The sequence below is a fragment of the Bacillus siamensis genome (assembly GCF_051628075.1).
Taxonomy (GTDB): Bacteria; Bacillota; Bacilli; order Bacillales; family Bacillaceae; genus Bacillus; species Bacillus siamensis.
Window position 1 is genome coordinate 752,922 of sequence record NZ_CP155579.1, and the last position, 25,351, is coordinate 778,272.

Here is a 25,351-nt window from a genome sequence, read left to right on the forward strand (position 1 = left end):
GTGGTAAGATTCATGTAGAACAAGTATGGAGATGATGTAAGGTGACGTGGATTGCAGTTGTTTCAATTGTTGTCATAAGCCTGATTAAGATTGTGCTGACATGCCTTCCTACCGGAGCGGTGGAATGGATTCTCCGAAAATTTGAAACCCATTCGAAGCTCAGTGACGCGTCCGCTGCCGTATCCCTCGGCGGAAAACGTCTGGAAGGCGAAGACAAACGCCGGGTGATTGATGATTTTAACGAGGCCGTATTTATCGAACGGCATTATATATACCCAGGTGATGAAGAACGGTATCTTCATCCGCAGAACGGAGCCGACCCGCTTGTCATTAAGACGAGAAAAGGGAAAAAAGATGTGACGGTGTTTGTATACAGCTACGAAGATCATGTAGATGTCGTCAAACAGCAGAAAAAGAAAGTCGTCGCTTATTCGGTTCTTTCCGACAGCCTGCAAAAGCGCTCTATGGCCGCTGCCGGGAGCTGAACGATAAAAAAGCCAGATCATTGATATGATCTGGCTTTTGTTTATTCTTTTTGATCATCTGCTGAAGAATCTTCACGCTTTGTATAATCGAATTGTGAAGGATCCACTTTCTTGAAGCCTTTCGGCTGATAGAAGCGAAGCAGATCTCCGTTGATGATCTTATCAGACATTTCAAGCTCAGTCTTGACGAGTGAGTCTTCTTTTTTGTCGACTTCTGAATCATCTAAAAGTCTTCCGGTTTTCGTATCGTAATACTTGCCGGATACTTTCGTGTAGTTCGGTGAGATGAAGTCGCCGTTACGGAACGGAATCACTTCTCTGTGCTCTTTCGATAAGATATCTGAACCTGACATGAGATAATCTTTCGTATCGACGCCGAGCAGATGGAGAACGGTCGGCGCGACATCGACATCGCCGGCAAATTTATGATTGCGGCCGCCTTTCACGCCCGGAGCGTGGATAAAGAGCGGAACCCGCTGAAGCTGGGCATTCTCGTATTCATTGATCTCATCTTTGCCAAGCACTTTCGCCATCGCTTTATTATGGTTTTCAGAGATGCCGTAGTGATCTCCGTACATCACAATAATCGATTTATCATACAGGCCGTCTTTTTTCAGGTCATGAAAGAACTGTTCGATTGATTCATCCAGATAGTTCGCGGACTGGAAGTAGTTATTGACGACCGAATCGCCAAAGTCTCCTGCCGGGAAGTCTGTGTCTTCTTTATCCATCCCGAACGGGAAGTGGTTTGACAGCGTAATGAACTTCGTATAGAACGGCTGCGGCAGGCTCTTTAAGAGCGGCATGGATTCTTTGAAATACGGTTTGTCTTTCATGCCGTAGTTTTTCGTATTCTCTTCGCTCATGTCATAATAAGCAGAATCGAAAAACTTATCGATGCCTTCCGCTTTGTACATTTCGTTACGGTTCCAGAACGTCTGCGTATTTCCGTGGAAAGCGGCAGACGTGTAGTTTTTGCCTTTTAAAATCGCAGGAACGGACTGCAGCGTGTTTTGCGCTTTATTGACGAAAACTGAACCTTGCGAGAGCGGGTACAGAGAGTTCTCCATCATAAATTCCGCATCTGATGTTTTACCTTGTCCCGTTTGGTGGAAAAAGTTATCAAAGTAGAATGTTTGATTGTCATGCGCCAGTTTGTTTAAAAACGGCGTCACTTCCTTGCCGTTAATTTTGTAATCAATGATGAAGGACTGCAGAGACTCTAATGAGACGTAGATGACGTTTTTTCCTTCGGCTTTACCGAAGTAGACGTTGTTCGGCACGTCATAATTGGCCTTCATATAGTTTTCCACATCCGTTACATCGCTTGAATCGGCAAGCGCGCGCTGGCTGTTTGACTTCACATTCTGCACGGCATCGTAAATCGTAAAGTTGTACGTGCCCAAGTATTTCACCAGATAGTTACGGTCAAATGAGCGTGTCAAAAGCTCAGGACGGTCGGTTTCCGCTACGGCGAGGTTGATCAGGAACACAAGCACGGCGGAAGCCAAAACGATTCTGAATGATTTCTTCGCCGGTTTTTCAGCCGGTTTTTTCATCTTAAAGGCCAAAATAATCAAAATGACGGTATCCAGGAAGTAGAAGACGTCTGTCCATCTCATTAATGAGAACGCGCTGTCTCCGAGCTGGCCGCCGTTTGTTTTTGCCTGCATCATGACCGGGATGGTAATGAAATCATTAAAGAATCTATAATAGACGATGTTTGCATAAAGCAAAAAAGACAATAAAAAATGAATCACAATAATGGCTGTCTGCTGTAATTTTTTCTTGAAAAGAAGTCCAAATCCAAGAAAGAACAGGCCGGAGCTCAGCGGATTCACAAAAAGCAATATTTTCTGGATCGTGTTGTCTATGCCGAGGTTAAAGTTTAAAATATAAGCAGCATATGTTTTCACCCACAATAACACGACCGCTATCAAGAAGAAGGCAAGTCCTCTTTCTTTTATAAATGTTTTCATTGTTACACTCCTTTTTTCCGATCACGGTTTACACGGAACGATAGAAAAAACGAACGTAATCAATATACCATGAAACCAGCAAATAGAAAAGGTGGAAAAGGCTCATCGGAAAAAGGGCGAAAAACACTGTCGCAACGGCAGTTTATCTGTTGAATGCCGGCTATGAAAAATTCGAATGGAACAAAATGGGATATGGATTTTTGTATGGATATGATCCGGTTTAATTGAAAAAAGGAGGTAACAAGTGATGGATATTGCCCATATCGTGGCTGAAGATAAAATCAAGCGCGCCATTAAGGATGGAGAATTCGCCGGCATCAAAGGCATGGGAAAGCCCCTGCCGAAAGACGATGCCGCACATCTTCCGGAGTCGCTCAGAATGGGCTACCGCATGTTGAAAAATGCCGGGATCGCCGAGGATGAGGGCGCGCTGAAGAAAGAGCTGATGACGCTCGATTATTTGATCGCCAAGTGCCGCAATGAAACGGAGCTGGATCACCTGCGGAACAAACGGACGGAAAAACAAGTCAGACTCGACAAGCTGACGGAGGAGAGAGACATGTTCTCAGAACCCGCATCTTCTCATTATAAGGAGAAAGTGTACAGACGCCTGAACCGTCCGTAAACCGGTTCCTTATATTTTCTGCTGAAAAGGAATGTATTCCATAAGGCGCGGATAGGAAATGTGTAGCAGGCCGTTCATGCACTGCGCCTGCAGCAGATGGGGCTCAGCCGGTTCAGGAAGTTCAATCGTCTCATCAATTTCTCCGTAATACCGATTTTGGCAGATCCCCATGTCCTTTGGAAAAAGGGGCGTGATATTTCCTTTTATATGCAGCCGCGTTCTTGACACCAGCCTCAATGTCAATTCTTCTTCGTAAACGCCGGGCATTTCCACAATGACAAATGTGTGCTGTTCATCCTGATAGATATCATAAACCAGGGTGTTTTTTTGTAAGGAGAAAAACTCTTCGGGAGATTTCCGTTTCAGGACATTGGTCCAAAAGTCGCTGGGCTTGTGCTCGTTCGTAATCTCAAGCCACTTTCTCATTTTTTCGATATCCACTTCAGCAAACCCCCCTTATATTTGATTTGCGATCGGCATTGACGGGTTGGCGATCTGATCCTGGTCGCTCACATCAGGGTCAAGATGGCCCGAATTCAAACATCCGGCGGCCGGTGAAAAGTCTCCTAAAGAAAAGTTCGCGCCGACAAATTTGCTGTTGGCGGTGTGGCTGTTTTGTACGGTCTGACCGATATCGACGTTTCCGTTTTGGGTGGCTCCGTTTACTTTTATATTGACGACGTTAATTTGGTAAGGCATTCATAAAAACCCCTTTAATCTATAATGGGCGGCACCGGCGTAATATTTGCGGTATCTGCGGTTCCGATGGCTGTCTGGTCGTTTACATCAGGATCATTTAACAAGTTCTCCATCATCGATTCTATAGGTGACGTATCGCCGAATGAAGAGTTCAGTCCTTGTGATTTGTTGTTTGTGGTGGGACTGTTGTATGCCGCTTCCCCAATCGTAATAGATCCGTTGCCAGAAATACTGTTAATCTTCAGATAGTACAGGTTGATAACAGTGGATGGCATCTCTTCACACCTCTTTAACTTAGTTGTACAGTACTGTATGCTTTTTGCGCTCCTGTTGTGAATTCCGCCCGGATTCAGCCATATGGCGGTCGTGAAAAACCGTATCTTTTTGGAGGGCACCAGCCTCTTTCAGTACACAGAAAGCCGGCACAGGCTCGATACATTCCGTTTCGTCGGCTTTGCGAGAAGAGAAAAATAAAAACGGACTGCCGCGGCAGCCCGTTTTTTTGTCAGTATCAAAATGAATACTATCCAACAAAAATGTGCGTACTGGTACTTTCAAAAATAATGGCTACAATAGTACATAACGAGATAAAAAGGAGAGATCATGAATGTCAGATAAAAAACAGCAGATCATCGAAGCGTATCAATTCAGACACGCCACAAAGGAATTTGATCCTGAGAAAAAAATTTCAGAAAGCGATTTTGAATTCATTTTAGAAACGGGAAGACTGTCCCCAAGCTCACTCGGTTTGGAGCCTTGGAAATTTGTCGTCGTTCAAAACCCGGAGCTTCGTGAAAAACTCCGCGAGTTCACATGGGGCGCGCAAAAGCAGCTGCCGACTGCAAGCCACTTCGTACTTCTGCTTGCCCGGACGGCAAAGGATATCCGTTTTGACGCCGATTATGTCAAAAACCACTTGAAGGAAGTCAAAAAAATGCCGGAAGATATGTATGAAGGCTATATCAGCAAAACAGAAGATTTCCAGAAAAATGATTTCAATCTGCTTGAATCAGATCGCGCGCTGTTTGACTGGGCTTCAAAACAGACATACATCGCCCTTGGCAATATGATGACAGCCGCGGCGCAGATCGGAATCGACTCCTGCCCTGTAGAAGGCTTCAACTACAAAGAAATCCACCGGATTCTTGAAGAAGAAGGACTTCTGGAAAATGGAAGTTTCGACATCTCTGTCATGGCCGCATTCGGTTACCGTGTCAGAGAACCGCGTCCGAAAACAAGATCTGCCGCAAAAGACGTTGTAAAGTGGGTATAAGATCAATAAAAAAAGCTGCCGGGAGTTTCCCGGCAGCTTTTAACGTTTCGTCTGTTTCGCTAAAAAACAGGCGGTGATCCAGGACGTAACGGGAATGATGATGCCGATCCCGACGCCGGCGCAAAGAATGGTGACGGCTTCCGCGCTGAAGACTTTTGAGTTCACTATTTTTTCAGCAGAGTATGATAAGTCTTTAAACCAGATAATTAAAGCCAAATAGCTGCCGAAAAAAGCAAAGAATAGCGTATTTGTATTCGTTCCTAAAATATCTCTTCCGATGCTTAAACCGAATTTGTACAGATCTTTTCGGCTCATGGACGGATTATAGCTGTAAATCTCTCTCATGGGTGATGTAATGGAGATCGCGACATCGGTAATGGCCCCTATCGTGCCCATAATGATCATAGCCGCGGTAACCTTCACAAAATCCACCCCGACAAAAAGTGTGAATATGCCGATATCACCCAGTTCTTCTTCACCAAACCCTTGAATCGAAGTCTGTTTCGTGACGGCCAGAATAAAAAACAGCATTAATACGATCGTCAGCATGGCAGCAATAAAGGCGGTTACGGTTTTGACGTTACCCCCGTTAATATAAAAAAGTGTAATGCTGCAAATCGCGGCGGAAGAGAGCAATGTTAAAACAATCGGATTGATATGCGGGTCTGTCATTAAAATGATGGTGAGAAAGAGAACGCCGAAATTTAAAAATAGCGCAATAAAAGACCTCGCTCCCTTTTTACCGCCGATGAGAACCATCAATAGAAATAAAATCGCCGCAAGAATTACGATGACATTCATGAGCTTGCCTTCTTTCGTTTAATAAAAAAGACAGAAGCATACAGACTGGCGGGGATGGTTAATACAATTCCGATTCCCCCGGCCAATGCTCTGGCTATTTCCAAGGAAATGTTCATAGAAAGAGTGAATCCTATCGGGGAATCATTTTTCAAATACAAAAGCATCATCGGTATAGAGCCGCTGATATAGGCAAAAAACAGAATGTTGGTCATCGCCCCCATGATGTCTTTACCGATCTCCATTCCGGAACGTTTGAGTGCTTGTAATGAGATACTCTTGTTTTCTTCATATAATCCAAAGACAGATGACGTCATGGTAATGGCCACATCCATGACCGCTCCCAGTGATCCGATAAATACCCCGGCCATGAACACCGTGTGATAAGGGCGGGTTAAATACTGCATTTCTTCATATCTGAGCCCTTTTTCTCCGGTTGCCGCCATCACCAAATACGTAATGAGCAGGGAGACAAAAGTGCCTGCGAGCGTCGCGGCTATGGCGGCATATGTTTTCGCATGAAAACCGCTGACAAGCAGCAATGAAATGACAGTAAAGATGAGAATACAGATACCGCAGATGAAAATCAGCCCGATATTCGGGTGCTTTCGGTACAAATCTAATGCATAAGACAATAAAACAGCGTTAAACATCAGGCTGATGATCGAAAAGAAGCCTTGTTTTTTGCCGACGATCAGTAAGGTGAATATGAAAATCCAAGCGATCAGCAAAAGCTGTTTATCCCGTTTTTTATCTATAATGCTTCCGGATATATCCTTACTTGATGTTTTCCCTTTATCAATTGACACGAATACTTCATCGCCGGGCTGATACTTTTGATCATTCGCTCCGGATGAGGAATACTGATTGGACAAATGAATGAGCTTTCCTTTTTGACTGCCGTTTTCAAGTTTGGCTGTAATCGTCTGATTGAAAATCTTATCTTTGTTTTTGTGCATGTCCTGCACATCAGACTGGTGTTCCAATGTTGTTTTCGTCACTTTGGCAATCGGGCGCTCATAAAAAGAAGCGTTGTAATTGACGAAAATGAGCGAGCTGATACAGCAAAGCGCTGTTATCACGTAAAACAGCTTTATTTTGTAAGTCATGCAGTTGCGTTTGTTTTTTGTTATTTTCAAAAAAAGTCCTCCAAACAGGCCCCGCCGTGAAGTGTCAAGCTATGCAGCAGCTGCATAAATAACGCTCATATTTTATCATTCGGCCGTACCGCTGTCGATTCAGAAGGCGGACGGGAAAAGCTCCCCTGACATCAGATCAGGAGAGCTTTTGGGATGAACCGGCCGAGAAAAGCGGCCTTTTTATGCTTCATTCACTTTTTTTGCTTTTCTTCTTTGATACAGATACAGTGCCGTTCCGAGCGCGCTGATGAGAAACCCGGCAAGGAGGATGGAATACATCGCTGTGGCTGTATCAGGAAGCAGGCCGCCCGGCGATACTCCGTCCTGCGCTTGGCCGGATGAAGGGTTTTGTCCGTTTGGCTGTTTTCCGGCGCCGTGATCTCCGCTTGTCGGCGGCGCGCTCTTCGTGTTTGCGTTTAATATGGCGTATTCACTGAAATGATTGGTATAGCCCGTGACGAGATCGTGTGAAACCGATCCGTTGTCTGTTTTTGTATAGGCGTTCTTTTTCCGGTCTATGTGATAAATGCCCGGCTGTTTCGCCTTCTTCGTATTCTCAATGCGCATGGTAAGCTTTACAGGCGCTTTGAATGTTTTGATGTCTTTGTTTTTCTGCTTCATTGTAAAGTCGTATACGTTTGAAAGCGCCCCGCTTACTTTTTCTTTCGGGGACACGCTGAATCGTGTATCAGCGGCAGTCACGTTTGTCATCGGCATTTTCATGCTGAACTTGTTATGCAGAATCGTAAGGGAAGAATCAAGTGTTCTGTCCTTTAACAGGCCGATCTGTTTTTTGGTTACGCTGAGGTCAATCGGCTTTTTGACGCCGTCATTTTTATCGTAATACACGATCGGTGTGTTGGCGTTTTTGGCATAGGCGGCAAATGCGCTGTCATCTTCAAGCGTCCACGAGCCGTTTTTTTGTTTCGTCGGCAGGTACACTTCTTGTGCGCGCCCGTCAACTTTCGGCTCAACTGCTTTTCCCGCTTTTTCAAGCTGCTCGATGAAGACCTCATAGTCGACAAAGCCAAGGTCTTCTTTACGGGACGCTTCGTTAAAGACGGAATATCCGTCTCCGCCTTCTCCGACAAAGTCACTGGTGGCGACTCTGTATGTTTTCTTATCGGAAATCGGCTTTAAGCTGCCGTCATCCTGCACGGCCGCAGCTTCAAGAACGCGATGTCCCGGCTTTTTATTCAGTGTAAACGTGTATGTGAAACCGGCAACTTGAGGGAAGGCGCCGCCTTGAGCCTCAATTCCGCTCAACCCTTGTTCCAAGGCTTGTTTGATCTGTTTTCCGGTTAAATCCGCGACGTAAAGCGTGTTGCCGAACGGCATCACATTCAGCACATCGCCGAGTGTGATGTCTCCTTTATCAATGCCTGCGCGGATGCCGCCCCCGTTTGTGATCGCAATCTGGGCGCCGGCGGCTTCCTTCGCTTTTTGCAGCATGCCGTCCGCGATGAAGTTTCCGAGATTGGTTTCTTTGGAGCGGACATGCTCGCGCCGGCCGTCAAGCGCAACTTTCGTGGAGCCGACTTTTTCATTTTTAACGGAGATGAGCTCTTTTTTAAACGGATCAAGCTCTTTTTTCAGATCAGGGTCTTCTTTCGTCTGCTCATTCACCGGCAGCGCTTGAAGTGAGGATTGTTCCGGCAGGACGACCCCGTTTTTGTCAAATACGACATCCACCCGGCCTAAATATTCGCCGTATTCTTTTGCCTGGGCGACGATGGTCGGCTCTTCGTTTTTGACAATTTCCATTTTATCTACAAGCGTATGCGTATGTCCGCCGACGATTAAGTCAATGCCTTTTACTTTTTTGGCGAGATCGAGATCACGCTGATGCCCGATATGGGTCAGGGCGATAATTTTATTGACATGTTCCTTGTTCTGTATTTCTTTTACCGTACCTTGTGCGGATTGGAAGGCATCATTAAAGACAATGCTTTTACCCGGGCTTGATGTGACGGACGTATCTTCCGTCGTTAAGCCGAATACGGCAACTTTTTCTCCGTTTACATCAAGCAGAATGTATGGATAGATGCCTGCTTTTTTCTTTTTCCCTGCCGTAAAGGTGTCTGCTTTTTTCATGAATGGTCTGAGTTTTGACTCTTTGGACACATCGACATTTGAGCTGACGAGCGGGAAGTCAGGCGCTTGGAAATTGTATTTTCCCGACGGGTCAGCCGCGCTTCCGTTCCCGCTCAGGAAGCTGGCGAGAGCACCCGGGCCTTTATCAAATTCATGATTTCCGAAGGTCATTGCGTCGTAGCCCATGCTGTTCATCAATTTTAAATCAGCCAGCCCCTGCCACTTCGTAAAATAAAGATCGCCTGAGAAAACGTCTCCCGCATCAAGCAGAATGCTGCGGTCGGTTTCGCTTCTGATTTCTTTGATTTTCGTCATTCGCCTCGCCGCGTTATCAAGGTGCGCGTGCGTGTCGTTTGTATGCATAACGGTGAGCTTCCATGCGTCATCTTTCGGCGGATCTGTGCCCGGTTCATCATCTTTGAACTGGAGCTTGTACTGTCCGTAGCCGGCGTTTTGTGATTCTCCGATATAGGCGACGTCATCTGCGCGGTCGGCAAACGGCTTTGCGGCCAAGGAGGATTCAAATGTCAGGTTCGTCCCTTTGACCGGAAGGATGGACCAGTTATGATCAGCCTGCGGATTAATTGTTTTCTGCTGGATGATGTAATCCATTAAGACCTGCCTGTTTTCATCGGCTGATGAGTATACGATTTTATCATTGCTTAAGTGAGGAAATCCTCCGCCTCCTGAAGCGCGGTAATTATTTGTGACAATCAGAAATTCCTGCTTGGCGCTGACGGGTTTTCCTTGATAAGAAAGGTTGACGATCCGGCTTGCATCGGGATGAATGACTGTTCCGTTTTCGTTGTATTTCGCCGGTTTAGTGACATCGACCTGATAGGTGACGCCGTCAATGACATCAAAATTGTATGAGCGGTAGGCGTCATTTAAAAGCGCTTGGCTGCCGCCTTTTGCCTGATTGATCTGATTAAATTGCCCTGCGGACATTTCAAGCCAGTCTTTCACTTCGCTGCCGTTCAGCTTGACGATCTGAACCGTGTTGTCATACAGGTATAAATCGCCGATATTTTTGATGGCGAGGTCACCTGCGGAAATGTTTGTATAGTAGTTTGAACCGTTCCGCCCGCCGGCTTTAAACGGAGCGCCCGCCGAGAGGATTGGCAGATCTTTATATTCCGTATCCTTCATCTTATTTTCGGCGTACCATTTTTGCGCATCCGTCACGATTTGAATGGACGGATCATCTTTGACTTGGGCAAAAAAACTGTTGATATCGGCTTTTGTCTGGCCGACGGGTTCTCTGATGTATTGCAGTGTGCTTTCATGCGCTTTTTTGACGGTATTGACGACGGTTTCGTTTTCCGAAGTCACATTGCCGGCAATCGGCTCGATCCTGCCTTTTCCATCTTCCACATGCCATGCGCCGTCTGTTTTTGCAAGCCGGAGGTCGATGACGCCCGCATATTTGCCCCAGCTGCTTGACATGACAACGGGGATGCCGTTAATCGTGCCTTTATCGACGTCGAATTGATCAGCGCCTTTGTATTCGGCATCGGGGAACAGACCGTGCTGATGGCCCGATACGATCGCGTCAATTCCGCTGACTTTCGTTGCCAGATCAAAAACGGCATTTTCCGCACGGGAGGACTGTGCTTTTTTTTCGATGCCGCTGTGGGCGAGGGCGATGACGATATCGGCACCTTCAGCTTTCATTTTCGGAACGGTTTTCTTCGCGGATTCCACAATGTCCTCGACTTGAACGCGTCCTTCAAGATTTTTTTTATCCCACGTCATGATTTGGGGAGGGACAAAGCCGATGTAGCCGACTTTCAGCTGGTGTTTTCCGCCGTTTTCATCCGTGACGGTTTTATCTTTTATGACATAAGGCGTATAACGGTTTTCACCGCTCAATGTTTTCACATTGGCGTTAACGATCGGATAATCAGCGCCTTTCATCGTCCCGTCCAGAAAATCCAGCCCGTAATTAAATTCATGATTGCCGAGTGTTCCTGCGTCATAGTGCAGACTATTCATCACTTCAATGATCGGATGGGTCTTTGCGCCTGAAATGATATCGTTTTTCTGATATTTTACTGCGTATTCACCGAGGGGATTCCCTTGAATCAGGTCTCCGTTATCGACAAGCAGCGTATTCGGATTTTCGCTTCTGTGCTTCGCAATGAGCTGAGCCGTTCGGGCCAGCCCGAATTCCGTTGTCGGTTTGTCGCTGTAGTAATCGTAGTCCATCATATTGGCGTGAACGTCAGTTGTCGCTAAAATGCTGAGATTCACACTGGAGGATTTGTTTTCTTCTGCTTTAATGGGTGTTATTGGGAGGATTAGACTAAGTATCATAACTAGGGGCAGCAGAATACGGAGTGTCCTATTGACGCTGCATTTCTGTATTCTCACCTGTTCTCCACCTTTCAACAAATTTTGTCATGCAGTACCATTGTAAGAATATTTTGTGAAAGTTTATATAGATTTCATGATGATTCTTGTAAAAAGAAGAAAAATGAGGATAATGACCTATGTAAAACGAATGGGCGGCAAATGCGTCTTTTATGTTTGATGTTAGTGTGGCTGGGGTACATGGATTTATGTAGACTTCATCAAGCAGGAGGTAGTAACTATGGGTAAAAAAATTGCAGTTGTATTAACGGATTATTTTGAGGACGTCGAGTATACAGAACCTGCGAAAGCTTTTAAAGATGCGGGTCATGAATTAACAGTGATCGAACAGGAAAAAGGAAAAACAGTCAAAGGCAAACAAGGGGAAGCGGAAGTGAAAGTGGATGCGTCCATCGATGATGTGAATCCGAAAGACTTTGACGCATTGCTGATCCCGGGCGGATTCTCACCTGACATGCTGCGTGCGGATGACCGTTTCGTCCAATTTGCCAAAGCATTTATGGATGATAAAAAACCGGTTTTCGCCATCTGCCACGGCCCTCAGCTTCTCATCAACGCGAAAGCATTGGACGGGCGCAAAGCGACAGGGTTTACATCCATCCGTATTGACATGGAAAACGCGGGCGCAAATGTGGTGGATGAAGAAGTCGTCGTCTGCCAGAACCAGCTGGTCACAAGCCGCACACCAGATGACATTCCGGCATTCAACCGCGAATCATTAAAACTGCTTGCATAATATAAAAGCGGAGCGCCGTATCAGGCGTTCCGCTTTTTTTGTGAAGATTCACGAATGACCAGCTCGGGCGCCAGAATAATGCGCTGTTTTTTGTGCTGGGAATTGGCGATTTTATGATGCAGCAATTGAGCCGCTTCTTTTCCCGACTGCCGCGGAAAAGAAGCAACGGTTGTAAGCGGGGGATAAGAAATTTCAGCTTCCGGCACGTTGTCAAAGCCGACAATATCAATATCTTCGCCCGGGATGAGTCCTGCTTTTCTGATCCCTTGCATGACGCCGAACGCGACCAAATCACTGAAGCAGAAAATCGCGGCCGGGCGCTCAGGCCGGCGGAGCAGCTTCATCACAGCTTCATAGCCTGCCTCGCGGGTCGGCGCGCTGTCAATCACAAATTCACTTTTCACTTCAAGATCCGCTTCACGGAGCGCTTTTTTAAACCCTTTCATCCGTTTCGTCCATGTTGATGAGTGCTTCACACCGCCCAGAAACGCAATCTCCTGATGCCCTTTTTCAATGAGATGGCGCACTGCCTTATAGGTGCCTTCCTCATAGTCAGCTCCGACAAAATCACAGTCCGCATCGGCAATCTCCCTGACGGCGAGCACGACCGGAATATCAAGCTGCTCAAGGCGGGAAAGGGTTTCCTCGGCCGCGCCTGAAACCGGGCATAAAATCAATCCGCCGACCCTGTGTTCCAGCATGGTCGAGATCAGCTGCTCCTGTTTGGCGACGGAATCAAATGTCGTGCCTAAGAGCACTGTTAATCCGACTTCCTCGAGTGTATTCTGCACGCCGATCAGAAACTCTGAGAAAAACGTATTGGAAATGTCAGTGATAATCAATCCTACCGTTGTGGACGTCTGTGATCGTAAATTCGCGGCGACCCGATCATATACGTACCCAAGCTCCCGCATGGATTGCAGCACTTTCTCACGGGTCGCTTCGGAAATACGCGGATTATTGCGGACGATTAATGAGGCGGTGGATGTTGAGACGCCGGCATGCTCAGCGACCTGCTGCAATGTCACCCGGCGTTTTTTTTGCTGTTTCATACGTCGCATTCCTCACTTGGTTATTATTCGTTACCTCCATTATAAGCGTTTTGGCGCGTGAGAAGAAAGAGAGAGGGGGAGAAAAAGATAAAGCGCCGGAAGACGGATTGTCCTTCGGCGCTTTCTATCACAATAGATTATTCAAACATCTGCTCTTTAATATACTGAACCGGCATTTCACGGCCTGTCCAATATTCAAACGCCTTGGCGCCCTGCCAAAGCATCATGCCGAGGCCGTTAATGGTTTTGCAGCCGGCCGCTTGAGCCTGTTCAAGCAATTTCGACGTAACGGGGGTGTAAACGACGTCTGTCACAATCAAATCCGGACGGAGCATGGATGTGTCTTCAATGACGCTCAAGCCTTCAAGCGGTTTCATGCCGACACCCGTTCCGTTTGTGAAAATATCGCTAGAAGCGATTTCAGCACGCAGCGCATCTTGATCTTCGAGCGGGAAAAGATTCGCTTTACAAGAAGAGCCCTTCATTTCTTCATTGATGATGCGGACATTCTCTTCCGCTTTTTCAAAAAACGCGTCATTGCGGGCGAAAATTGAGATTTCGCCGAGGCCTTCCAATGCGGATTGAATCGCAATCGGAGTAGCGGCTCCGCCGGAACCGACCAGCGTCATTTTTTTGCCTGTGATGTCGATGCCGTGTTCTTTTAGGTTGCGGACGTATCCCATACCGTCAGTGGAGTGTCCGATCAATTTTCCGTTCTCATTCACCACTGTATTCACCGCGCCGGTGAATTTCGCTGAATCCGCGAGTTCATCGAGGTAAGGGAGAATGTTCATCTTGTTCGGCATCGAGACATTGAAGCCCCTGACGTTTAAGGCGCGCATTCCCGTCACCACATCTTCAAGCTGTTCATGGCCGACTTCAAATGCGAGGTAAGCGTAGTTCAGCCCTAATTTTTTAAACGCCAGGTTGTGCATCGCCGGAGATAAAGAGTGTCCGATCGGCGTCGCGAATAATCCGATAAGCTGCGTTTTTCCGTTAATCCGTCCTAAATCTTTCTTCATGATGTATTCCTCCGTTAGTCCATTCGTCTGTTTTTCATTCCGCTTGAGGGAAGAAAAACGCTGGTTACATATTTTTATTTAAAATGCTGAGTACACTTCGCAATTCAGCAACGGGAATCTGTCCGGGCGCAGATGCTTCTTTGCCCGCGCCGAACGTACACGCCGAGCCGAAGACTTCCCCGGCCAGCCGGCTGATCAGGCCCGTTCCCGCCATTGACATCGTGATGATCGGCCGGTCTGCGTATTGTGTTTTCATCGTATGTGTGGCATCCAATAAGACGAAAACATCTTCAGTGTTTTGCGGCATCACCGCGATTTTCGGGATGTGCGCGCCGTACGCCTGCATTTTCCGCAGCCGGGAGATGATTTCTTCTTTTTTCGGTGTCTGATGAAAATCATGATTGGACATGACGACATATACGCCGTTGTCTTCAGCAGATTTCACAATTGATTTGACTTCAGCTTCTCCCGTAAACAATTCAACATCTACAAGGTCAATGTGTCTTGTTTCGATTACGGTTTTAAGCAATTCAATGTAAAGGCGGACGTCAATAACTTTATTTCCGCCTTCTCTATGGGTTCTGAATGTAAAAAGCAGCGGTGTTGCGCCTGCGGCTTTCCGCACCTTTTCAAGCATGCCTTTTACGGCGTCCGGGCTCTCAACGTGTTCATATACATCCGCCCGCCACTCAATGATATCCGGGTTAAGCCTGTTGACGGCTTCAATTTCTTCAAGGAGCTCTTTCTCTCCGCCTGCCATCAGCGGCACAATGATCTTCGGAAGTCCTTCGCCGATGACCGTGTTTCTGATTGTAATAGATTGCATGATAGGTTCTCTCCCTTTAAAAAATAGTCAGGCTTTCATCAATTGCTTAAAACGGATACCGATAAACAATGCGAGGAGGGCGCTGACAGCCGCAATTCCGATATCAAGCAGAAAAACAGGGGTCAGGCCGGCCGTTTTGGATATCGCTCCCGTAATAAGCGGAATGACAATAAAAGATAAGCTTGATGCTATATTAACAAAAGATGTGATGGCTCCTTTATTTTTAGGGAATAAAACAGCCATAACCGTCATCGCCAATTGCAGAATGCCCGCAGTTGAAAGTCCGATGACGAAGGAACTGATGACCGATACGGCCGGCTGCTGAATGAAAATCAGAGCTAGCAGCGCGATTGCCGCGATCACCGGGTACAGCACCATTACCGTAATCGGCTGAATCACTCTGTTTAACAGCACAGCCAGCAATAACACGGACACAAGCGCCCCGATGCTGTAATAGCTCAACAATTTGACGGCTTGCACTTCGGGCATGCCCAAAACGGATTGACCGAACTTAGGAAGCCATACTTGAACGAGCATAAACAGCGCTGTTGATGAAAAGCCTAACAAAATAATCGCAAGGCCTTCGCGCCATATCGACGGCTGTGATCTGAACGTGTCATCAGACGGAGAGGCATCCGCCCGGCCGCCATCATCTTTTTGTTTATGATTCGGAAACGGAACTTTCAACAGGAAAAAGCCGTTCAGGAAGAAAATGATGCCGGGCACGAAAAACGTCCATCCGTAAAACAAATGCCTGTCCGCAATAAATACGATAAAAAACGGAAGCACCGTCGCGCCGATGGATACAAACGCTTTAATTAACACGGTTGCAGAGCTTGCGTTTTTCGGAAATCCTTCAATAAGCGCCGGATATGTGCCGGAATCCAAAAATGAATTGGCGATCCCTGCGAAAATAGCGAAGATAAACGCTTCCGTATAGTTTGTCGAAAGCGGAATTCCGATTAAGAAAATCAGATACAGAAATGCGCCCGCCACGATAAACGGCCGTCTCCCGAATGTATCTGAGAGCTTTCCGGCAAAAAGAAGCGAGATCAGCTTCCCGATGCCGATGGCGGAGACCAAATAGCTGACTCCGGCTGCTGATGTATGAAGCTGTTTTGATAATGCTTCCATATTCGATGCGATCATAATATTGATCATGCCCAGCAGGAAATAGTTGATATAAAGACCCGCTGCCATTTTGGTGTATATGTTTTTCATGATGACATCCCCTAATGCGGTTATTAAAGTTAAATTATTGATGAACGCACAGAACCATTCCCCTTTATTGAACCACTGCCTTTCTTTAAAAAACTGGTTTGATAAAACGGCTGCAGGTATACTTGATTAACGTTGATAAGACAGTAAGTATATCGTTATACTAAAAAATAAATTAGAAGACCGCATATTTCGTTCTGCCAAAGTTCGCAGTTACTATACCCCTTCTTTTTATATGTGTCAAACCGATGAACTTTTATTTTTTACTTTTTTAAATCAAAAAAGCCCCGCCGTTTTTTGGCGGGGCTGACACGGGTTTATTTTCTGAGAGAGGCGAGTTCCTCAGCAATGGCCTGCATTTCACTCGGGCTGAATGATGCTTTTTTCATGACCATTTGATGAAGGTATGTAAGATCTTCTATTTTTTCATCACTGAAATCTTCCGCTCTGATGACGCCGACATTGAGCATGTTGAGCTTCTGCGAAATGTCTTCAATCATTTTGTTTAACGTTTCTGTTTGTTGGCTCGGCAAATTCATGCATCCTTTCATGACCGTTTTCGTACCCTTTATTCTAACAGAATTCATTTAGAATAAAAGCTTATTTCCACAGCCGCAGAAAAATTGCTAAGATGATGATAAGGTTTTTGATCCTCAAAATGGGGGGAAAGAATAGGGAGGGTTATCGATATGATACATGTGCTGTTTGTCTGTCTGGGAAATATTTGCCGTTCGCCTATGGCAGAGGCGGTATTTTCTGATATGGTGAAGAAAAACGGGCTGAACGGGCAGATTAACATTGATTCAGCGGGAATCGGCGCCTGGCATGCGGGAAATCCGCCGCATGAGGGAACGGAGAAGATCCTTAAAGAGAAAGGGATCAGCGCAAGCGGCATTACGGCGAGACAGGTCCGTGAGTCTGATCTGACCGATTTTGATTACGTCATTGCGATGGATGCTGAAAATATTGGGCATCTGCGCAGCATGGCCGGCTATAAAAAAGCGGTGCCGCGTATCGCAAGGCTGCTTGATTATGTACCGGAGTCGGATCTTGCGGACGTGCCCGATCCGTATTATACCGGGAATTTCAGCGAAGTGTACGCTCTGATCGAGTCCGGGTGCCGTCATTTGCTGGAAACAATAAAGAAAGACCATCATTTATAAGGGGGATTGACCGATGAAGCAGACACGCATCATGACAAAAGCGATTCTGATCGGCGCTGCCGCCGGCGGAGCACTTTCTTTATTACATAAGCCGACAAGAGAGGCATGTTTCCGGAACATGGACGCGTGCAGGCGGCGTGCGGCATTTTACCGGAATAATCCCGAAGCCTTGAAACAGGAGGCTTCTGCAAAACTGGACCAAGTAAAAAGCATCGCCAATACCGTATCGGACGATCTGAGTTTTTTAAACGGGCAGATCACCAGGCTGAAGCAGACGACGCCGCAGGTCATTGACCTGTTAAAAGAGACGAAGGAGCATTTTTCGAAAAACGATCATTGAGGTGGGATGTCATGAGTTTTATAAAGGAGCTGTTTGCAAGATTTTCTCTGCATGAAGGACAAAGTAAATCGGCGGAGCTGGCGTATTTTTTTCTTCTGTCATTGTTTCCGTTAATAATTTTCATGCTGACGCTCACCGCCTATCTTCCCATATCGGCAGAAGACGTGCTCGGCGCAGTCGATCAATACGCGCCCGACAGCGCAATGTCTATGGTGAAATCCATTACGGAGCAAACGCTGAACAAACGCAGCGGCGGACTTTTGTCATTCGGGATTATCGCCGTCATCTGGTCGGCTTCCAACGGTATGAACGCAATTGTCAGAGCATTTAACCATGCCTACGAAGTCGAGGAAAACCGCTCATTTATCATCATTCGCCTGACCTCAATTTTTTTAACCATCGCGATGGTGGTTACGATTTTAATCGCACTGCTTCTGCCGGTATTCGGCAGAGAAATCGGACTGCTGGCCGCAGATGTCATCGGCGCCCCCGGCTTGTTTTTGCAGGTGTGGTCGGTTGTCCGCTGGGGTATCAGTCCGCTTATCCTTTTAATCGTCTTTACCGCGCTTTACATTTTCGCGCCGAATAAAAGGCTTTCCCTCCGTTTTGTGCTGCCGGGAGCCGTATTTGCGGCAGCCGGCTGGATTATCGTCAGTATGCTGTTCTCATTTTACGTCGGCACCTTTGCCAACTACAGCGCCACATACGGGAGCATCGGGGGAATTATCGTCCTTATGATCTGGTTTTACCTTACGGGAACTCTGCTGATTTTAGGAGGAGAAATCAACGCGCTTTTACATAAACGTAAAAAGCTTCCTGATGAAAATCCGTACCGCGGGAGCAAGCTATAGAGGAACGGATGACGTTCAAGCTGAAAAACGGAGGGGAATCGGCTATGACCAAGCATACGAAAAAAGGCGGAAGCCATAATAAACAAAACTCAAAAAACGGCCCGAAGAATAAAACAAGCGGAAGCGCCAACGGGCAGAACGGATACCATTAGAAAAAAGCCGCCTGGCCTAAATCAGGCGGCTTTTTATGAGGCGGGAAAAGAATGGGATTCGGAAGCGGCGCTGTGCTTTGTTTTCCCGAAGACGAGCGCAAACCAAATACAGACCAGGATCACCGTAATAAAGTAAAACAAATTGGCGCTTTCAAACCGCTGCATATACCAGCCGCCCGCCACCGGCCCGATCATGCTGCCGAGGCTGAACGAAATCCCGCAGAGCAGATTGCCCGCCGGAAGAAGATGGGACGGCAGCAGGTCGCTCATATAGCTGATGCCGAGGGAAAACATACTGCCGACCGCCATCCCTGCCATGAAAAAGCAGCCGCCGATGACAGAAGGCGACGGAAACAATCCGGCCGTCAAAAAGCAGAGGGCGCCCGTCAGTAAAATGACGAGCAGGACACGTTTTCTCCCGAACCGATCGCTTAGTAAACCAAGCGGAAACTGGAATACAATACTTCCGATGGCGAAAGCGGGCAATATCAATGCGACGGCATCAACGGATATGCCTAAGCGCAGGGCGTACACGGGGAAGCTTCCGTTCAGCGCCGTTTCTAAAAAACCGTAGCCGAATGCCGGAAGAAAAGCGACCCAGCCGAAAAGCAGGGCGCGGTAAAACCGTTTTGCGCTGTTGTCCCCGGATGTTTCATCCGGACCTTGCGCCGGATGTTCATTACGTAAGACAAATACAAACAGCCAGGCGGCGAGACTGATACAGCCGGAGACGATAAACGGAAGGGACGGACTTGTTTTTACGAGAGGGACCATAAACGGACCGACAGCGAAACCAAGCCCGAAGGACAGCCCGTACAGCGAAATGTTTCTTCCTCTGTTTTGGGGCGTTGATTTTGAAGTCACCCATGTTTGGGTTGAGAAATGCAGCATATGATCCCCGATTCCGATCAGCAGCCGAAGAAAAAACCATAACCAGATGGATTGAAGCCAAATAAAACTGAATAAGCTGATGATAACAAGAAATCCGCCCATGACCATCAGAGGTTTGAATCCGAGCTTGCGCAGCGGGGCCTCCATAAACGGCGACGCCAGAAGCACGCCGATATACAGGCCGGTTGCGTGCAGGCCGTTTATAGCGGCTGATTCTCCGTTCGTTTCAAAAATGACGGAAATGACCGGCAGAAGCATGCCTTGGGAAAAACCGGAGATGGAAACAAGCAGAACCAAAATAAAGAAGTGCAGTCGTGACATCGCGTATTTTCTCCTTCTTCAGTATCTTTCTTGATCGTACACGGATTTTTCGTGTCCGGCAACCTGAAAATGCCAATTGGGATTTCTCCGGAAGTGTAATTGAGGGAGTTTTTGAGAAGGATATAAAAAGACTCATTCGAAAAAAGGAGCCAGGCAGAATATGAATCGGATTTTTTTCTTTACCGCTGCGGCGGGAGTGCCGCTTTCAGTTATCGGAAGCCTGATGCACTGGCCGTCAGCTGTTTTGTTTATGATTTATTGCTTGACGATTATCGCGCTTGCAAGTTTTATGGGGAGAGCGACTGAATCTCTGGCCATTATCGCGGGTCCGCGGGTCGGGGGGCTGCTGAATGCCACGTTCGGAAATGCGGTAGAGCTGATTATATCGCTATTTGCCTTAAAGGAAGGGCTGACGGGCATCGTGCTTGCTTCACTGACAGGTTCAGTGCTGGGCAACCTTCTGCTTGTCGCGGGATTGTCGTTTTTTATCGGCGGTTTGAAATACAAGCGGCAGGAATTCAATATTCATGATGCCCGGCATAATTCAGGCCTGCTGATATTTGCCATTATCGTAGCTTTTGTCATTCCCGAAGTGTTTTCCATGGATATGGGGGAAAAAAGCAAGCTTGATTTGAGTGTCGGCATCAGCATCATCATGATCCTTTTATATGTGGCGGCTCTTTACTTCAAGCTCGTCACCCACCGCGGTGTTTATCAGCCGAACCAGCCGGGTGCCAAGGAAGAAGAGGAGCAGCCTGAGTGGTCGGGGAAAAGAGCGACAGCCGTCTTATTTATCGCAACCATTATTGTCGCCTACATATCTGAAAATCTTGTCCATACGTTTCATGCGGTGGCTGAACAGTTCGGCTGGAGCGAATTGTTTATCGGGGTGATTATCGTCGCAATCGTCGGAAATGCCGCAGAGCATGCGTCGGCCATCATTATGGCGTACAAAGACAAAATGGATGTCGCCGTTGAAATCGCGGTCGGCTCGACTTTGCAGATCGCCATGTTTGTCGCTCCGGTGCTCGTGATCTGTTCCGTCTTTTTCCCGGTGAATATGCCGCTGGTATTCACATTGCCTGAGCTTGTCGCGATGATATCATCCGTCCTTTTGATGACGATGATTTCAAATGACGGTGATTCGAACTGGTTTGAGGGGGCTACTCTCCTTGCCGCTTATGTCATCATGGCGATCGGCTTTTTCCTGCTTTAACCTGTAAAAAATGCGGATAACAACGATTACGGAGGAAAAGACTAAAGGAAAATGCTATAGAAAGAGTGATATGATGAAAAAGCTGTTTCATGCCACATTGATTCTGCTGTTATCCTTTAGTTTTTTTGCAGCGCCGTCTGCCGGTGCAAAGAAACCGTTTAAGGTTCCCAACTCTGTCGTCAGCATTTCCAAGGAAAATACGTATCCGAATGCTTCACAGGACCAGCCGATGCTTCAGCCGAGCAAACTGGCAAAGGAATTGTTAGATACATCAGAGATCAACATCGAAAATCCGCATCTGATAAAGATGCTGAATGAATCTTCGGTTTCCGGTTCACCGCTTGCCATCGGATACCGGGCGACAATATTTCTCGGGAAATGGGCGCTCGGCTATCAATCGAACGAAACGGTCGCCAACTGGGAATATAAAAAAATCAACACGAACAGAGCGGATAACCGGGGCGGGCAGCAAGCCGCGGAAATCTCATACGCCCAAGAACAGCAATACAAAATCAAAGGCGGGCTCACAGCGAAAGTGCCGAACGCAGAAGATGTGAAAAGCATGATGATGCAAAAAGCGATGAAGAAAACAAAACTGCCGCTCGCGTTTGAAACGGTCATCGGCGCCGGCACAAAACGCGATCAGATTTATAAAATTTCTCCGCAACGGCTCGGCTATTTACACGCCTATGCCCCGGCCGTTAGTGAAAAAGGAAAAGTAACATACGGCGAAGTGTATTTGGTGCTGAAAGGCAGCAAGCGGAAACTTGTCGTCAAAAATGTGACCTCGCAAGGAATCGGCGCTTGGATTCCGGTGCAGGATCATGTTACATTCGGTTTTCAAATGACAGCGCAGCCGAGATAAATAAAAAAAGCTGATTCCGGTTTGGGAATCAGCTTTTTTGAGTATAATTCATTTCCTCAAGCAATTGCACATTGTTGTTGTACAGTTCCCGGGCAAGAACGCGTCTCACCGCAAGGCTCGCCGAGAAATATTCTTTGTCTTGAACCATGCCTTTGACGGTAAATTCTATGCCTCTCGTCAATTTGTTCAGGCTCATAATTCCATGCACTTGAAACGGTTCTGTCGCATTGAGAAATTCATCCCGCTTCAGTGAATCGCGAAGCTCATCATTGAGCATGTCACAGGCTTTTTCTAAGACGGCATATACCCGCTCAGGATCTTCCTTATAACTGATCACGACAGACTCGGTAATCCGCATAAAATCAATGTTATAGTTTTGAAGCTGTCTCACCTCACCATTTGAAATGGTAAGCAGTTTGCCGGTCCACTCACGGATCTGCAGGGAACGGAGTCCGATTTCTTCCACTGTACCGTTGAAGAGATTATTAATCGTCACGTAATCGCCCTTATGCAGCTGACGTTCGTATATTAAAAAGATACCGGCCAAAATATCCTTGATTAAAGACTGGGCGCCGAAACCGATGACGATACCGGCAACGCCCGCCCCGGCTAAAATTCTGCCGAAATCATGAACGAATAAAGAAATGACGTAAAAGATAAATCCGATCGTCGCCGTATACTGGGTGATAGAGCGGACGAGGCTCTCAATCGTTTTCCCTTTCCGTTCCTCCAAGAAATCTGTGCGTTTAAATAACACCTGTACAAAGCGGTTGATCAGAAAGACACCGGCGTAAAGCACGAGAGCGACGATGATGATCTCAACCACTTTGCTTTTCAAAATATCCGTAATTGTCGTTTCCATCTTCTGTTAACCTCTGGCTTTTCGTAATGAAAAATCTGTCTCCTGATAATAACTGTTTTTGACAAGGACGTTCGGTCCGAGGCACCGGACGTTTGTACAGCGGCAGTTCAGCTCTTTGCTCAGCTTCGTCTGTCTCCACTTGTCATACGCTTTAGGAAGGCTGTCTGTTTTAATATTGCCGAGCGGCGGTGTATCCCCGAAATCCGTGACAATGATATTTCCGTCAAAGATGTTGACATTCAGGCGGGAGCGGCCGTCAGGATCGTTTCGCACCGTAACGTTTTTCGCTTCCCGCAGGCGGCGGAGGAGCTTCTGATCTTCTTCATCAGGGCTGCATGCGTAAAACGGGAGAGTGCCGAACAGCATCCATGTTTCTTCATCGCGAATATCGAGCAGATGATGAATGGCCTGTCTCATGTCCTTCAGGCTGAGTGATTCAAGCGCGCTGGCGAAATCACTCGGATACATCGGATGGACTTCGTGGCGCTGGCATTTCATTTCTTCTGTAATCTGCCGGTGAATATGTTCAATATGCGGCAGCGTGCGTTTATTCAGCATCGTTTCCGCTGAAACCATTACACCCGCTTCGACCAGCGTGCGGCTGTTTTCAATCATTTTGTCAAAATAGCGCGCCCGCTGTTCAAATGTCGGTTTCTTCTCCATCATCGCAAATCCGATGTCGGCAAAGTCCTCGACCGTTCCCCAGTTGTGGGAAATATGAAGGACGTCCAAATAAGGAATAATCCGTTCGTAGCGCCCGATATCAAGCGTCAGGTTTGAATTGATCTGTGTGCGCACGCCGCGTTCATGCGCATATTTCAAAAGCGGGACGACATATTCCTTTACCGATTTCAGCGAAAGCATCGGTTCGCCGCCTGTAATGCTGATCGAGCGTAACAGCGGAATTTCTTCAAGCCGCTTTAATAAAAGGTCAATCGGCAGCGCATTCGGGTCTTTCGGCTGAAGCGTGTACCCGACCGCGCAGTGCTCGCATCTCATATTGCACAAGGTCGTCGTTGTAAATTCAACGTTCGTCAGTTTCATATCTCCATACTGGTCGACATCCATGTACGCTTCCCAAGGATCGTACTCCGGTGTGATCGGACGCAGTGCTGTGTTTTGTGTCATGACTATCTAACTCCTTTATAAATGGGCATACTAACGTCTGCCAAGTGTTAATTTTAGACCTGATCTGCCAAGATCGCAAGTAGCGGAACCATTGAAAAACGGCAAAAAATACGCTACCATTATAAAAAATGAATGGAGTGGAAGTATGGGGAACGCAGTAAACAGCAAAGATCAGCAGCTCGATTACTTGAAGAACAGACTCGATATGTTTATGAATGTCATTGATTCATTAGACCCTGAATCAACGGACGTTGAAGATATAGACCGGCTCATCGGCATGCTTGATGATCTGGAAGCAAAATACGAACGCTTCAAAAAGGATTGGGAATAAACCCCGGCAGGCCGCCGGGGTTTTTCTCTTTCCATAATGCGGCTGTATAAAAGGGCAGGGCCTACTGCAAAATAAGGAAAAATGCAGAAGGAGTGCTGGGCATGAAATGGTTTTGTTCAATTTGCTGCATGGCTGTTTTACTTGCGGGAGGCATAAACAGTGCAGAGGCCGTGCCGAATGAACGGATAAACTGGGGATTTAAACGCAGCGTCAATCATCAGCCGCCGGATGCCGGCAGACAGCTGGACAATCTTGTCAAAAAATACGATGCCTTTTATTTAGGCAACACGAAAGAAAAGACCATTTATTTAACGTTTGATAACGGATATGAAAATGGGTATACCCCGAAAGTGCTTGATGTTTTAAAGAAACATCATGTCACAGGCACTTTTTTTGTCACAGGCCATTTTGTGAAAGAGCAGCCTGATTTGATTAAACGGATGTCAAAGGAAGGCCATATTATCGGCAATCATTCTCTTCATCATCCTGATCTGACGACAAAAACGGGCGATCAGATTCAAGATGAACTCGATTCCGTCACGGAAGCTGTTTACAACATTACCGGAAAGCGGGACAATCTGTATCTCCGTCCGCCGCGCGGCGTGTTCAGCGAATATGTCCTGAAAGAAACGAAGCGCCTCGGCTACCAAACCGTTTTCTGGTCCGTCGCATTTGTCGATTGGAAGGTTAACGAGCAGAAAGGGAAAAAATACGCCTATGATCACATGATAAAACAGGCGCATCCCGGCGCGATCTATCTTCTCCACACCGTTTCAAAGGACAATTCAGAAGCTCTGGACGATGCAATTACTGATTTGAAAAAAGAAGGCTACACGTTTAAAAGCATTGATGATCTGATGTTTGAGAAAGAAATGAAGCTGCCGCGTCTGTAAAAAACACCTCTCCTGATAA

General features: G+C 46.9%; 26 protein-coding genes and 1 pseudogene. 12 read left to right on the forward strand and 15 right to left on the reverse strand.

The window, feature by feature from the left end; translation table 11 throughout:
* Nucleotides 1-41: 41 nt before the first annotated feature.
* A complete protein-coding gene (locus tag ABDB98_RS03855; protein ID WP_007408492.1) occupies nucleotides 42-485 on the forward strand; it encodes a YfmQ family protein in 444 nt (147 codons plus the stop codon).
* Between the two features lie 41 nt (nucleotides 486-526).
* On the opposite strand, the gene ABDB98_RS03860 is transcribed toward ABDB98_RS03855, so the two are convergent.
* Nucleotides 527-2,464: an LTA synthase family protein gene (locus ABDB98_RS03860; RefSeq protein WP_438421417.1), complete on the reverse strand. Its 1,938-nt coding sequence runs from the start codon at nucleotides 2,462-2,464 to the stop codon at nucleotides 527-529.
* A 247-nt stretch (nucleotides 2,465-2,711) separates the two neighbouring features.
* Here ABDB98_RS03860 and ABDB98_RS03865 point away from each other — a divergent pair, with 247 nt between their 5' ends.
* Nucleotides 2,712-3,089 carry a DUF1992 domain-containing protein gene (locus ABDB98_RS03865; RefSeq protein ID WP_016936778.1) on the forward strand — a complete coding sequence of 126 codons (378 nt, stop codon included), beginning with the start codon at nucleotides 2,712-2,714 and terminating at the stop codon, nucleotides 3,087-3,089.
* 9 nt (nucleotides 3,090-3,098) lie between these two features.
* On the opposite strand, the gene ABDB98_RS03870 is transcribed toward ABDB98_RS03865, so the two are convergent.
* From ABDB98_RS03870 to ABDB98_RS03880, 3 genes are read right to left on the reverse strand one after another with little or no spacing between them, the layout of a single operon-like run.
* Entirely contained in the window at nucleotides 3,099-3,530 is a 432-nt protein-coding gene (locus tag ABDB98_RS03870; RefSeq protein WP_016936777.1) for an Hsp20/alpha crystallin family protein, read from the reverse strand.
* Between the two features lie 15 nt (nucleotides 3,531-3,545).
* Nucleotides 3,546-3,788 (reverse strand): spore germination protein, encoded by a 243-nt coding sequence (locus ABDB98_RS03875; RefSeq protein ID WP_003155595.1) that lies wholly within the window; start codon nucleotides 3,786-3,788, stop codon nucleotides 3,546-3,548.
* Nucleotides 3,789-3,802: 14 nt separating this feature from the next.
* A complete protein-coding gene (locus tag ABDB98_RS03880) occupies nucleotides 3,803-4,063 on the reverse strand; it encodes a spore germination protein (RefSeq protein WP_007408496.1) in 261 nt (86 codons plus the stop codon).
* A gap of 70 nt (nucleotides 4,064-4,133) precedes the next feature.
* Between ABDB98_RS03880 and ABDB98_RS03885 the strand changes: the two are divergent.
* Nucleotides 4,134-4,262: pseudogene (locus ABDB98_RS03885) on the forward strand (trehalose operon repressor); the annotation flags it as partial.
* A gap of 133 nt (nucleotides 4,263-4,395) precedes the next feature.
* Entirely contained in the window at nucleotides 4,396-5,061 is a 666-nt protein-coding gene (locus ABDB98_RS03890) for an NAD(P)H-dependent oxidoreductase (protein WP_016936776.1), read from the forward strand.
* A 39-nt stretch (nucleotides 5,062-5,100) separates the two neighbouring features.
* Here ABDB98_RS03890 and ABDB98_RS03895 read toward each other — a convergent pair whose 3' ends face one another.
* The 3 genes from ABDB98_RS03895 to ABDB98_RS03905 all read right to left on the reverse strand — a co-directional run bounded on the left by ABDB98_RS03895 (nucleotide 5,101) and on the right by ABDB98_RS03905 (nucleotide 11,465).
* Nucleotides 5,101-5,862 carry a YibE/F family protein gene (locus tag ABDB98_RS03895; RefSeq protein WP_060963337.1) on the reverse strand — a complete coding sequence of 254 codons (762 nt, stop codon included), beginning with the start codon at nucleotides 5,860-5,862 and terminating at the stop codon, nucleotides 5,101-5,103.
* Complete coding sequence (locus tag ABDB98_RS03900) at nucleotides 5,859-6,998, reverse strand: YibE/F family protein (RefSeq protein WP_438421418.1); 1,140 nt, start codon at nucleotides 6,996-6,998, stop codon at nucleotides 5,859-5,861. The genes ABDB98_RS03895 and ABDB98_RS03900 overlap by 4 nt, the downstream gene beginning before the upstream one ends.
* A 180-nt stretch (nucleotides 6,999-7,178) precedes the next feature.
* Nucleotides 7,179-11,465 carry a multifunctional 2',3'-cyclic-nucleotide 2'-phosphodiesterase/3'-nucleotidase/5'-nucleotidase gene (locus tag ABDB98_RS03905; protein ID WP_438421419.1) on the reverse strand — a complete coding sequence of 1,429 codons (4,287 nt, stop codon included), beginning with the start codon at nucleotides 11,463-11,465 and terminating at the stop codon, nucleotides 7,179-7,181.
* A 220-nt stretch (nucleotides 11,466-11,685) separates the two neighbouring features.
* Between ABDB98_RS03905 and ABDB98_RS03910 the strand changes: the two genes are divergently transcribed.
* On the forward strand, nucleotides 11,686-12,201 hold the full coding sequence (locus ABDB98_RS03910; RefSeq protein ID WP_003155578.1) for a type 1 glutamine amidotransferase domain-containing protein: 516 nt from the start codon (nucleotides 11,686-11,688) through the stop codon (nucleotides 12,199-12,201).
* 20 nt (nucleotides 12,202-12,221) lie between these two features.
* On the opposite strand, the gene ABDB98_RS03915 is transcribed toward ABDB98_RS03910, so the two are convergent.
* The 5 genes from ABDB98_RS03915 to ABDB98_RS03935 form a co-directional block, all read right to left on the reverse strand.
* On the reverse strand, nucleotides 12,222-13,253 hold the full coding sequence (locus ABDB98_RS03915) for a LacI family DNA-binding transcriptional regulator (protein ID WP_438421420.1): 1,032 nt from the start codon (nucleotides 13,251-13,253) through the stop codon (nucleotides 12,222-12,224).
* Between the two features lie 137 nt (nucleotides 13,254-13,390).
* On the reverse strand, nucleotides 13,391-14,275 hold the full coding sequence (locus ABDB98_RS03920) for a shikimate dehydrogenase (RefSeq protein ID WP_438421421.1): 885 nt from the start codon (nucleotides 14,273-14,275) through the stop codon (nucleotides 13,391-13,393).
* A gap of 64 nt (nucleotides 14,276-14,339) precedes the next feature.
* Entirely contained in the window at nucleotides 14,340-15,101 is a 762-nt protein-coding gene (aroD, locus tag ABDB98_RS03925; protein WP_438421422.1) for a type I 3-dehydroquinate dehydratase, read from the reverse strand.
* Between the two features lie 27 nt (nucleotides 15,102-15,128).
* The gene (locus tag ABDB98_RS03930) at nucleotides 15,129-16,322 is read right to left on the reverse strand and encodes an MFS transporter (RefSeq protein WP_438421423.1); all 1,194 of its coding nucleotides are present in this window, start codon (nucleotides 16,320-16,322) and stop codon (nucleotides 15,129-15,131) included.
* A gap of 314 nt (nucleotides 16,323-16,636) precedes the next feature.
* On the reverse strand, nucleotides 16,637-16,852 hold the full coding sequence (locus ABDB98_RS03935; protein ID WP_003155571.1) for a DUF1128 domain-containing protein: 216 nt from the start codon (nucleotides 16,850-16,852) through the stop codon (nucleotides 16,637-16,639).
* Nucleotides 16,853-17,008: 156 nt separating this feature from the next.
* On the opposite strand from ABDB98_RS03935, the gene ABDB98_RS03940 reads away from it, so the two are divergent.
* The 3 genes from ABDB98_RS03940 to ABDB98_RS03950 are packed head-to-tail and all read left to right on the forward strand — an operon-like array spanning nucleotide 17,009 to nucleotide 18,673.
* On the forward strand, nucleotides 17,009-17,482 hold the full coding sequence (locus ABDB98_RS03940; RefSeq protein ID WP_438421424.1) for a low molecular weight protein-tyrosine-phosphatase: 474 nt from the start codon (nucleotides 17,009-17,011) through the stop codon (nucleotides 17,480-17,482).
* A 13-nt stretch (nucleotides 17,483-17,495) separates the two neighbouring features.
* On the forward strand, nucleotides 17,496-17,822 hold the full coding sequence (locus ABDB98_RS03945; protein WP_438421425.1) for a hypothetical protein: 327 nt from the start codon (nucleotides 17,496-17,498) through the stop codon (nucleotides 17,820-17,822).
* Nucleotides 17,823-17,833: 11 nt separating this feature from the next.
* Nucleotides 17,834-18,673 (forward strand): YihY family inner membrane protein, encoded by an 840-nt coding sequence (locus ABDB98_RS03950; protein ID WP_438421426.1) that lies wholly within the window; start codon nucleotides 17,834-17,836, stop codon nucleotides 18,671-18,673.
* Nucleotides 18,674-18,858: 185 nt separating this feature from the next.
* On the opposite strand, the gene ABDB98_RS03955 is transcribed toward ABDB98_RS03950, so the two are convergent.
* Nucleotides 18,859-20,037 carry an MFS transporter gene (locus ABDB98_RS03955; RefSeq protein WP_438421427.1) on the reverse strand — a complete coding sequence of 393 codons (1,179 nt, stop codon included), beginning with the start codon at nucleotides 20,035-20,037 and terminating at the stop codon, nucleotides 18,859-18,861.
* 160 nt (nucleotides 20,038-20,197) lie between these two features.
* Between ABDB98_RS03955 and cax the strand changes: the two genes are divergently transcribed.
* Both cax and ABDB98_RS03965 read left to right on the forward strand, forming a co-directional pair.
* Nucleotides 20,198-21,253, forward strand: a complete 1,056-nt coding sequence (cax, locus tag ABDB98_RS03960) for a calcium/proton exchanger (RefSeq protein ID WP_438421428.1) — start codon at nucleotides 20,198-20,200, stop codon at nucleotides 21,251-21,253.
* A 70-nt stretch (nucleotides 21,254-21,323) separates the two neighbouring features.
* A complete protein-coding gene (locus ABDB98_RS03965) occupies nucleotides 21,324-22,118 on the forward strand; it encodes a YfkD family protein (RefSeq protein ID WP_438421429.1) in 795 nt (264 codons plus the stop codon).
* Nucleotides 22,119-22,146: 28 nt separating this feature from the next.
* Here ABDB98_RS03965 and ABDB98_RS03970 read toward each other — a convergent pair whose 3' ends face one another.
* Both ABDB98_RS03970 and yfkAB read right to left on the reverse strand, forming a co-directional pair.
* Complete coding sequence (locus ABDB98_RS03970) at nucleotides 22,147-22,980, reverse strand: mechanosensitive ion channel family protein (protein ID WP_438421430.1); 834 nt, start codon at nucleotides 22,978-22,980, stop codon at nucleotides 22,147-22,149.
* A gap of 6 nt (nucleotides 22,981-22,986) precedes the next feature.
* Nucleotides 22,987-24,108, reverse strand: coding sequence for a radical SAM/CxCxxxxC motif protein YfkAB (yfkAB, locus tag ABDB98_RS03975; protein WP_438421431.1), 1,122 nt, complete (start codon nucleotides 24,106-24,108; stop codon nucleotides 22,987-22,989).
* Nucleotides 24,109-24,253: 145 nt separating this feature from the next.
* Here yfkAB and ABDB98_RS03980 point away from each other — a divergent pair, with 145 nt between their 5' ends.
* Both ABDB98_RS03980 and pdaA read left to right on the forward strand, forming a co-directional pair.
* Nucleotides 24,254-24,439 (forward strand): SE1561 family protein, encoded by a 186-nt coding sequence (locus tag ABDB98_RS03980; protein WP_003155558.1) that lies wholly within the window; start codon nucleotides 24,254-24,256, stop codon nucleotides 24,437-24,439.
* Nucleotides 24,440-24,540: 101 nt separating this feature from the next.
* Entirely contained in the window at nucleotides 24,541-25,332 is a 792-nt protein-coding gene (gene pdaA / locus ABDB98_RS03985) for a delta-lactam-biosynthetic de-N-acetylase (protein WP_438421432.1), read from the forward strand.
* Nucleotides 25,333-25,351: the final 19 nt, after the last annotated feature.

Bases quoted from the DNA above. Each gene is read 5' to 3' on its own strand.
- ABDB98_RS03940 (WP_438421424.1), top strand. From the start codon at position 17,009: ATGATACATGTGCTGTTTGTCTGTCTGGGAAATATTTGCCGTTCGCCT.
- yfkAB (WP_438421431.1), bottom strand. From the start codon at position 24,108: ATGACACAAAACACAGCACTGCGTCCGATCACACCGGAGTACGATCCT.
- ABDB98_RS03930 (WP_438421423.1), bottom strand. From the start codon at position 16,322: ATGAAAAACATATACACCAAAATGGCAGCGGGTCTTTATATCAACTAT.
- aroD (WP_438421422.1), bottom strand. From the start codon at position 15,101: ATGCAATCTATTACAATCAGAAACACGGTCATCGGCGAAGGACTTCCG.
- ABDB98_RS03920 (WP_438421421.1), bottom strand. From the start codon at position 14,275: ATGAAGAAAGATTTAGGACGGATTAACGGAAAAACGCAGCTTATCGGA.
- ABDB98_RS03970 (WP_438421430.1), bottom strand. From the start codon at position 22,980: ATGGAAACGACAATTACGGATATTTTGAAAAGCAAAGTGGTTGAGATC.
- cax (WP_438421428.1), top strand. From the start codon at position 20,198: ATGAATCGGATTTTTTTCTTTACCGCTGCGGCGGGAGTGCCGCTTTCA.
- ABDB98_RS03965 (WP_438421429.1), top strand. From the start codon at position 21,324: ATGATGAAAAAGCTGTTTCATGCCACATTGATTCTGCTGTTATCCTTT.
- pdaA (WP_438421432.1), top strand. From the start codon at position 24,541: ATGAAATGGTTTTGTTCAATTTGCTGCATGGCTGTTTTACTTGCGGGA.
- ABDB98_RS03875 (WP_003155595.1), bottom strand. From the start codon at position 3,788: ATGCCTTACCAAATTAACGTCGTCAATATAAAAGTAAACGGAGCCACC.
- ABDB98_RS03865 (WP_016936778.1), top strand. From the start codon at position 2,712: ATGGATATTGCCCATATCGTGGCTGAAGATAAAATCAAGCGCGCCATT.
- ABDB98_RS03880 (WP_007408496.1), bottom strand. From the start codon at position 4,063: ATGCCATCCACTGTTATCAACCTGTACTATCTGAAGATTAACAGTATT.
- ABDB98_RS03950 (WP_438421426.1), top strand. From the start codon at position 17,834: ATGAGTTTTATAAAGGAGCTGTTTGCAAGATTTTCTCTGCATGAAGGA.
- ABDB98_RS03945 (WP_438421425.1), top strand. From the start codon at position 17,496: ATGAAGCAGACACGCATCATGACAAAAGCGATTCTGATCGGCGCTGCC.
- ABDB98_RS03955 (WP_438421427.1), bottom strand. From the start codon at position 20,037: ATGTCACGACTGCACTTCTTTATTTTGGTTCTGCTTGTTTCCATCTCC.
- ABDB98_RS03915 (WP_438421420.1), bottom strand. From the start codon at position 13,253: ATGAAACAGCAAAAAAAACGCCGGGTGACATTGCAGCAGGTCGCTGAG.
- ABDB98_RS03980 (WP_003155558.1), top strand. From the start codon at position 24,254: ATGGGGAACGCAGTAAACAGCAAAGATCAGCAGCTCGATTACTTGAAG.
- ABDB98_RS03910 (WP_003155578.1), top strand. From the start codon at position 11,686: ATGGGTAAAAAAATTGCAGTTGTATTAACGGATTATTTTGAGGACGTC.
- ABDB98_RS03890 (WP_016936776.1), top strand. From the start codon at position 4,396: ATGTCAGATAAAAAACAGCAGATCATCGAAGCGTATCAATTCAGACAC.
- ABDB98_RS03895 (WP_060963337.1), bottom strand. From the start codon at position 5,862: ATGAATGTCATCGTAATTCTTGCGGCGATTTTATTTCTATTGATGGTT.
- ABDB98_RS03860 (WP_438421417.1), bottom strand. From the start codon at position 2,464: ATGAAAACATTTATAAAAGAAAGAGGACTTGCCTTCTTCTTGATAGCG.